Below are 820 nucleotides of genomic sequence, written 5' to 3' on the forward strand. Positions count from 1 at the left end.
CTTGGTGACCATGCTGGCTTATATTTTTAGTGTTACTGGAAAAGTTTTAAATAAATTAGAAGGAAGTCTTTTAGTGTTGTTTTACGCTGGGTATTTAGGAATTATGATTCTTATTAATTAGACGCTTAGGCGTCTTTTTTTATCAAGAAGGCAGGGAATGCTATAATAAAAGTGGGGCGGTAATGTGAGACGAAGTCTTTAAGAACGTTTTAATGATCGGTCATTGTTGTTTATAATCAGTGTCATTATAGGGCTTAATATGTTTTTCTTTGTCAGTGGTTCAATTGGTTATTTCTTTTTAATGGGCCATTGGATTATGATCCCTCCAATTATTATCGCATTGTTTATTTTAATTATGATTCCCTATATTTATAGAATATTTACGCTTAAAAATAACGCAACCCTTTTAAGCGATGATCAAAAAGATCAATTGTTTTTCTTTAGCTTTGGGTATGCGTATACAGTGGTTGGGTTGTTTTTAATTGGTTATTTTTTCTTCAATCATTTAATGGTGGTGATTTTATGAGTGATCACAAAGGATTTAAAGCGTTTAGCGCAATGTTTAAAAGAAGTGATATGTTTAATGGAATCATATCAAGGCGCGAATATGCGTGGAATGTAGTGTGGGTCGTTCTTTTCATTATTTTAGGATTTAGTGTTTGGTTTAGTGTGCTTTTAAGACTGGGTGATGGCTTAGAAGCCTTAGCGGTGTTACCGCTTGTACTTGTATGGTTTATCCTTAGTTTGGTTTTGCTTTTGTTTTTAAGTTTTGCGTTAATGAGACGTTACCGTGATATTGGTATTGCACCTGAATGGGTTG

The 820-nt window shown here is 33.7% G+C and carries 2 protein-coding genes; both read left to right on the forward strand.

Annotated elements, in window-relative coordinates; all coding sequences use genetic code 11:
• Positions 1 to 259: 259 nt before the first annotated feature.
• On the forward strand, positions 260 to 526 hold the full coding sequence (locus ABCO64_RS10105; RefSeq protein ID WP_343089362.1) for a hypothetical protein: 267 nt from the start codon (positions 260 to 262) through the stop codon (positions 524 to 526).
• Positions 523 to 820: DUF805 domain-containing protein (locus tag ABCO64_RS10110; protein ID WP_343089363.1), on the forward strand; the 298-nt coding region annotated here is incomplete at its 3' end. The genes ABCO64_RS10105 and ABCO64_RS10110, both read left to right, overlap by 4 nt.

This window comes from Methanocalculus natronophilus (genome assembly GCF_038751955.1).
Taxonomy (GTDB): Archaea; Halobacteriota; Methanomicrobia; order Methanomicrobiales; family Methanocorpusculaceae; genus Methanocalculus; species Methanocalculus natronophilus.

Coding starts and splice junctions, on each gene's coding strand:
- ABCO64_RS10105 (WP_343089362.1), top strand. CDS start 260: ATGTTTTTCTTTGTCAGTGGTTCAATTGGTTATTTCTTTTTAATGGGC.